Consider the following 1,005-nt stretch of genomic DNA (forward strand, 5'->3'; position numbering starts at 1 on the left):
CGATAGGCATCTGGAGACTTCTTAAGCAAAGCCTCGATCAACTCAGAATCTTCTCGCCGACTTTGTGCGCTCATGGAAGGGACTGTGTTTTATGATCGTGATTATCCGAATTAATTAGTGATTTTGTAACACGAAGTCTCTCAAATTGTCTATTTTTCAAACCATAAAAACTGATATGGAGTGCCAAGGCATGCAGCTCAACAAAATTTGCCAACTGAAAAGAAACATCGAAAATATTCTTGCGCCGCTGAACGGCCTGCCATTGCTGTTGATCCGACTCTACCTCGTTCCGGTCTTTTGGATGGCAGGCACCAACAAATTAGCGGCTTTTCAAGACACAGTGGAATGGTTCGGCAACACTGATTGGGGTCTCGGTTTGCCAATGCCCACACTGATGGCTGCTTTGGCGACCGGAACAGAGCTCGCCGGTGCTGTGTTGTTGGCATTGGGGCTAGCGACCCGGCTTATCAGTGTGCCGCTGATGGTTACCATGGTTGTGGCAGCCGTCACCGTCCACTGGCAAAATGGCTGGGCTGCCATCGCATCAAGCACTGACCCGGAAGTTGCAGCCCGTTTGGACAGAGCCAGAGAAATTCTGCAAACCTACGGTAATTATGAATGGCTGACTGAAAAAGGCAGCTTTGTCATTCTTAACAATGGCATTGAATTTGCCGCCACCTATTTCATCATGTTGCTCGTCTTGTTTTTCCACGGCGGCGGCCGATATGTGAGTACAGATTATTGGCTCGGGTCCTGGCTTCGTTCACGCTGTGAGCGCCAAAAATAATACTCGGCCATCATTTTGGGCACTTTGTGCGCCAATAAAATTGTTGAAATCATCGTCGGGATGGCCATCATGGCGAACGCGGCATCGGATAGTCCGATCGCCGCACGTACTGATACCAGGGCGGTCAGAAAAACAATCATCAAATAAGCAAATACATACCATTTTTGCCTTGCCGTGCCGAACAGAAAAGCAAAACATTTCTGTCCATAATACGCGTA

2 protein-coding genes are annotated in these 1,005 nt (G+C 48.3%); one reads left to right on the plus strand and one right to left on the minus strand.

Annotated features, from left to right (window positions below; translation table 11 throughout):
• The first annotated feature begins 190 nt into the window (after positions 1-190).
• Positions 191-787, plus strand: coding sequence for a DoxX family protein (locus D6694_10480; GenBank protein ID RMH40026.1), 597 nt, complete (start codon positions 191-193; stop codon positions 785-787).
• On the opposite strand, the gene D6694_10485 is transcribed toward D6694_10480, so the two are convergent.
• Positions 739-1,005 (minus strand): sodium/alanine symporter (locus D6694_10485; protein RMH40025.1); only part of this gene is annotated, 267 nt, incomplete at its 5' end. The two genes, D6694_10480 and D6694_10485, sit on opposite strands and share 49 nt — an antisense overlap.

This window comes from Gammaproteobacteria bacterium (assembly GCA_003696665.1).
GTDB lineage: Bacteria > Pseudomonadota > Gammaproteobacteria > Enterobacterales.